At 56.9% G+C, this 5,280-nt stretch carries 4 protein-coding genes and 1 pseudogene; 3 read left to right on the top strand and 2 right to left on the bottom strand.

All coding sequences use genetic code 11. The annotated features are described in order from the left end of the window. Positions 1-118: 118 nt before the first annotated feature. Complete coding sequence (locus ACTG33_RS16090; RefSeq protein ID WP_439136240.1) at positions 119-865, bottom strand: LytR/AlgR family response regulator transcription factor; 747 nt, start codon at positions 863-865, stop codon at positions 119-121. Positions 866-868: 3 nt separating this feature from the next. After that, the gene (locus ACTG33_RS16085; RefSeq protein ID WP_439136239.1) at positions 869-2,005 is read right to left on the bottom strand and encodes a sensor histidine kinase; all 1,137 of its coding nucleotides are present in this window, start codon (positions 2,003-2,005) and stop codon (positions 869-871) included. A gap of 140 nt (positions 2,006-2,145) precedes the next feature. Between ACTG33_RS16085 and argH the strand changes: the two genes are divergently transcribed. The 3 genes and pseudogenes from argH to ACTG33_RS16070 form a co-directional block, all read left to right on the top strand. Beyond that, positions 2,146-3,546, top strand: coding sequence for an argininosuccinate lyase (gene argH, locus ACTG33_RS16080; protein ID WP_439136238.1), 1,401 nt, complete (start codon positions 2,146-2,148; stop codon positions 3,544-3,546). Positions 3,547-3,898: 352 nt separating this feature from the next. After that, positions 3,899-4,912 (top strand): annotated as a pseudogene (locus ACTG33_RS16075) (GAF domain-containing protein); the annotation flags it as partial. Between the two features lie 64 nt (positions 4,913-4,976). Then, positions 4,977-5,280 (top strand): PAS domain-containing protein (locus ACTG33_RS16070; protein WP_439136237.1); only part of this gene is annotated, 304 nt, incomplete at its 3' end.

Here is a 5,280-nt window from a genome sequence, read left to right as displayed (position 1 = left end):
TCAAGAATTACGGATTTATATCAAACCTTAAACAGGTCGTAACTGGACGCGATGATAGCAAAGCTGGTCTCTGCCTGCTTGTTTTCGAACTGTGGAATCAGCGCGAGGAAGGGGCTTTTTACAAACTGCTGAGCAAGTCTCGCAGATGCCCGGCGTGGCGGCGGCTCACCGCCGGTCGCAAGTCCGTTCCTTTCAGCCGCAACTCAAACTGACCAGCAGAATTTTTCTCCATGGCTTCAACTCGCGCCAGCGGCACCAGAGCATTGCGATGAATGCGAACAAAGCGATCACCAAATTCCTGCTCCAACTCTTTTAGAGTGTCGTCGATGAGGGTTTCACCGCCCTGATGGTAGACCGTCACGTACTTCTGATCCGCCGCAAAAAAGAAGACCTTCTCCACGGCGATCAGCTCTACCCCGCGACGGGTGCGGGTACTGATGTGAGCGCGACCGCTATTGGTCCGCTCGCCACTCTGTGGACTGGCCGCCATATTTTGGCGCTGCATGCGGTTGAGTCGCTGAGCCTTGCTCAGCGCATCCATCAATTTGTCCTTACGCACGGGCTTGAGCAGATAATCCTGCGCGTTGACCGCGAAGGCATCCAGCGCGTGTTGATCGTAAGCGGTGCAGAAGATCACCGCCGGCGGATCGTCCAGGGCGGTGAGTTGCTTCGCCGCCTGCAAACCACTCTCGCCGGGCATGTGGATATCCAGCAACACCAGATCCGGATCCAGCCGATACACCGCTTCCATGGCCTCATCCGCATTGGCCGCCTGAGCCACCACGCAATAATTGGCCTCGTCACTGAGCATGCGCTGCAGTCGATCCCGAGCCAGGGGTTCGTCATCGACAATAATGATGTCCATAAATCAGTCCGTTCTTTTATTCTTGTTGAATAGGTTTCTGCTTCGAGCTGCGGCGTCATCACGGCTGCAGGGATAGCTCAATTGGGCGACAAATTGCGCAGGCGGATCACTCTCTCTCGATTCAGTCTTCACACTGAAATCAGCCGCTGGCCCGAAGTGAGCCTGCAATCGGTGATGAATGTTCCCCAGCGCCATCCGGTTACCGTGGCCGGGACGCTCGCCTTCGCCCACGGGATTCGTCACCCGAACCTTTACCCTGCCATCCTCCAGCGAAATATCAATGGTCACTAGCCCACCACCGGCCAGCGACTGAATGCCATGCTGGATGGCGTTTTCCAACAGCGGCTGCAGCAACAAACTCGGGATCGGGCAGGGCTGATGCCCAGTTTCCACCGCGGGATCGACCTGCCAGTGCACCTGCAACCGATCCCCCAGTCGAATTTGCTCAATCGCCATAAACTGGCGACACAAGTCCAGTTCTTCCGACAGGGGCACCAGCCCCGGCTCCGCCAGACTGGCGCGAAACAGACAGGAGAGATCCTCCACCATCCGCTCGGCCTTATCCGGCTCGGTGGCGATCAGACTGGCAATGCTGTTCATGCTGTTGAACAGAAAGTGCGGATGAATACGCGACTGCAACGCCTGAATCCGCGACCGCAACTCCGCTTTCTGCTGATTGCTCCACTGCTGCTGCACGTACAGGTAGCGCAGCACAATACCGGCAAAGATGGCCGACAGGATCAGGTTACCCAGCAAAATCGGTCCGTCCTCCTCCTGCCAGCCATCAATCCCCCAAATACCCAGCAGCGAGCAGATCAGCGTCACCGCCAGCACCAGCAGGTAACACACCGTACCCGCCAGCCAGGGAGACAACCGCGACAGACGGAAGCGCAGCGGGCACAACAGCGCCGCGCTCAACAGCACAATCCACTGCACCAGAAAGGAACGAAACCCCAGCCCCTCCCAGTCAAACGCTGCCAGCCCGGAATCCGCCAAGGTCAGCGCCAGCGCCAGCAGCTCCCCCAGCATCACCAACAGGAAGACCGCCTGCAGGGTACACATATCCGGCAAAAACGGCGGCGCATCGGCTTCCACCGAATCGACATCCGTCTCAATCTTAACGCCGGGAGAATCTTGCATACAGGAGCCTATTTATTATGGATCTGGGCTATAATAGCGGCCTTTTAGCCTTGGATGTAAGCGCTGGCAGCCCTCAGATAAGAGGCTGTGATGTGGTACGCAGCGCCAAACTCCCATATTCAACTGACGAGAACGATTTTATGAGCCAGGACGAAAAGACCAATCAACAGTGGGGCGGTCGCTTCAACGAACCCACGGACGCCTTTGTGCAACGCTTTACCGCGTCCATCCAGTTTGATCAGCGCCTTTATCGTCACGACATTCAGGGCTCCATCGCGCACGCCACCATGCTGGAAACCGCCGGCGTTCTGACCGCCGAAGAGCGCGACACCATCATCAGCGGCCTAAAAGAAGTGCAGGCCGACATCGAGTCCGGCAAGCAAGAGTGGTCGATCCCGCTGGAAGACGTGCACATGAACGTCGAATCCGCACTCACCGACAAGATCGGCATCACCGGCAAGAAGCTGCACACCGGCCGCTCCCGCAACGATCAGGTGGCCACCGACATCCGCCTCTGGCTGCGCGACGAGATTGACGCCATATCGGCCGAGCTGACCCGTCTGCAAAACGGCATGATCGGCCTCGCCGAGAAAGAAGCCGACACCATCATGCCCGGCTTTACCCATTTGCAAACCGCCCAGCCCGTGACCTTCGGCCACCACTTGCTGGCCTGGAACGAAATGCTGGAACGGGATTTCGGTCGCCTGATGGATTGCCGCAAGCGCCTGAATCAGTCACCGCTGGGCGCCGCCGCACTGGCCGGCACCACCTACCCGATTGACCGCGATCTGACCGCCTCACTGCTGGGGTTTGAGCATCCCACCCGCAACAGTCTGGATTCCGTCTCCGACCGCGACTTCGCCATCGAATTCTGCGCCTTTTCCAGCCTGCTGCTGACGCACATGTCGCGCATGTCCGAAGAGCTGATTCTGTGGACCTCGGCCCAGTTTAACTTCATCAATCTGCCCGACCGCTTCTGCACCGGCTCGTCCATAATGCCGCAGAAGAAAAACCCCGACGTACCAGAGCTGGTACGTGGCAAAACCGGTCGTGTCACCGGCCACCTGATCAGCCTCCTGACCCTGATGAAATCCCAGCCGCTGGCCTACAACAAGGACAATCAGGAAGACAAAGAGCCGCTGTTCGACGCTGTAGATACCGTCAAGGACTGTCTGCGCGCCTTTGCCGATATGATTCCCGCTATCGAATCCAAGAAAGACAGCATGCTCGAAGCGGCCAAGCGCGGCTTCTCCACTGCCACTGACCTGGCGGACTACCTGGTCTGCAAGGGCGTGGCCTTCCGCGACGCCCATGAAATCGTCGGTAAATCTGTGGCTTACGGCATCGCCGAAGACAAGGATCTGTCCGAGATGAGCCTGGAAGAGCTGCAACAGTTCTCCGACACCATCACCGCCGACGTCTTTGATGTGCTGACTCTGGAAGGCTCCGTGGCCGCCCGCAATCACATCGGTGGCACTGCTCCCGATCAGGTACGCGCCGCTGCCAAAACGGCCCTGCAGCGGGTGTCCGACAGAGGCTGATCTAACTAAACCAATCCCTTATCTGCCTCAGATTCCCTTCTCTGTCTCAGATCTGTCGCCAACACCACCGTAAATCATGCCTCGGTGCTGGCGACAGACTCTGTAGCGATATCTCGAACAAGTCACAAAACGTCGTCTCTGGCGCACAAATTCTTTGATATTGTCAAAGTTTCACGGCTAAACCCCGATGGCCGGGCTGGCGTCAGGCGCTGTCTCCGCTACACTTAGCCCCATAAGACTAATGCTGTTTAGTTTGGCACCGCTATGCCCACAGGAAGTGGGGTGCTGAATAATATTCAAAGACCCCTGGTCACCGGTGAGTCAAACCGGATCCAGCAACCGGTTTTACTCTATGGCCACACCCGGAAACAGTCCAGAAGCACTGCTTAAGCGTATACAGGAGCTGGAAGCTCAGGTAGACGGCTACCGGCGTTCGGCCCAGAACTCCCGCGCTGAACAGCAAGAATCCTCAGGGAAACCACAAAGGCAAGACGAAGCCGTCTTTGCCAGTATCCTGCAAAGAACCTCCCGCACAGCCTGCTTTAGCTGGCACAACGATGGCAGTGGTGTTGTTTACAGCGAACACTCCGCCGAAGTGCTCGGCTATCCGCCGCAGCTTGCTGACCGGGATTTTATGCGCGAATACCTGGTTGAATCTGATCGCAAGCGGGTTCATCAGAGCTTTAAACGCTGCATTCTCGAAGGCAAGGACTACGAAACCGAACTCCAGGCTATGGCCTATGCCAAACCGGGCTCCACCAAGCTAGTACCTCGCTGGTTTCAGCTGCGTGCCAAGGTGATGGCACGCACTCCCGATGGTCAGGCCAGCCACATCATTGGCACCGTCACCGACATAGACAGGATCAAACGAGAACAAATAGAACAGGCCGAGGTGGCTCGCACCGAAAATTGGTTACGCCACACCCTGCGTCACCTGCTGGAAGATGACAGCTGGGACAACATTCAACTGGCGCTGAAAAGTCTGGCTGAGCATTTTGAGATCGATCGCTGCACCCTGCGGTGGTTTGATCCCAAAACCGAGTACATGTCGACCGTTTGCCACTGGTCCGTTTTTCCAGATGAGCGCCATGACGATCCCGTCGCCAATCAACCCTTTCATCACTTTCCAGACCTCAAGGCACGCCTGCATAACCGCCGACCACTGGTGCTTGATAAAGCCGGGCTCGCCAGCCTGGACAGCCCCATTGCGGGTACTTTCATCAAGTATGACGTCGGCTCCGCAGTGCTGATTCCTATCTTTTATCAGGATCGCCTGGACGGCATGCTTACTCTGCCCTCGGACTTTGAAGACAAGGTCTGGCCGGAGCGGGCATTGGAAGCCGCTATCATTGTCGCCGACGCCATTGCCCGCGCTGTGGGCCGCAATCGTATTACCCGTGAACTGAAAGAGAGTGATCAGCGCTACGCCTATGCTAAAAGCCTCAAAAGATGGCCTGTGGGATTTCCATATGGAAACCAAGCAGGTGTTTTTCAGCCCCAGCTATCTGCAAATGCTGGGGTACCAGGAGGGGGAGCTAGATTCCTCCATTGGCACTTTCCTGAAACAGCTAATCTATCCAGACGACATCCCTTATATCGAGAACATCGTCGCCGAAGCCCTGCAGTCACCGGACAAACCGGTACAGAGTGAATACCGCATGCGGCACAAAGCCGGGCATCTTGTCTGGGTCTATACGCGCGCCATTTTTGTAGATTTTGACGAACAGGGTACGC

The organism is Pseudomaricurvus sp., from assembly GCF_965662505.1.
Classification (GTDB): domain Bacteria; phylum Pseudomonadota; class Gammaproteobacteria; order Pseudomonadales; family Cellvibrionaceae; genus Pseudomaricurvus.
The sequence above is the reverse complement of the archived record's forward strand: the minus strand, read 5'-3'. Positions and strand labels throughout refer to the sequence as shown.

Excerpts from the sequence above, each read along its gene's own strand:
- argH (WP_439136238.1), top strand. The coding sequence starts at position 2,146 with ATGAGCCAGGACGAAAAGACCAATCAACAGTGGGGCGGTCGCTTCAAC.
- ACTG33_RS16090 (WP_439136240.1), bottom strand. The coding sequence starts at position 865 with ATGGACATCATTATTGTCGATGACGAACCCCTGGCTCGGGATCGACTG.
- ACTG33_RS16085 (WP_439136239.1), bottom strand. The coding sequence starts at position 2,005 with ATGCAAGATTCTCCCGGCGTTAAGATTGAGACGGATGTCGATTCGGTG.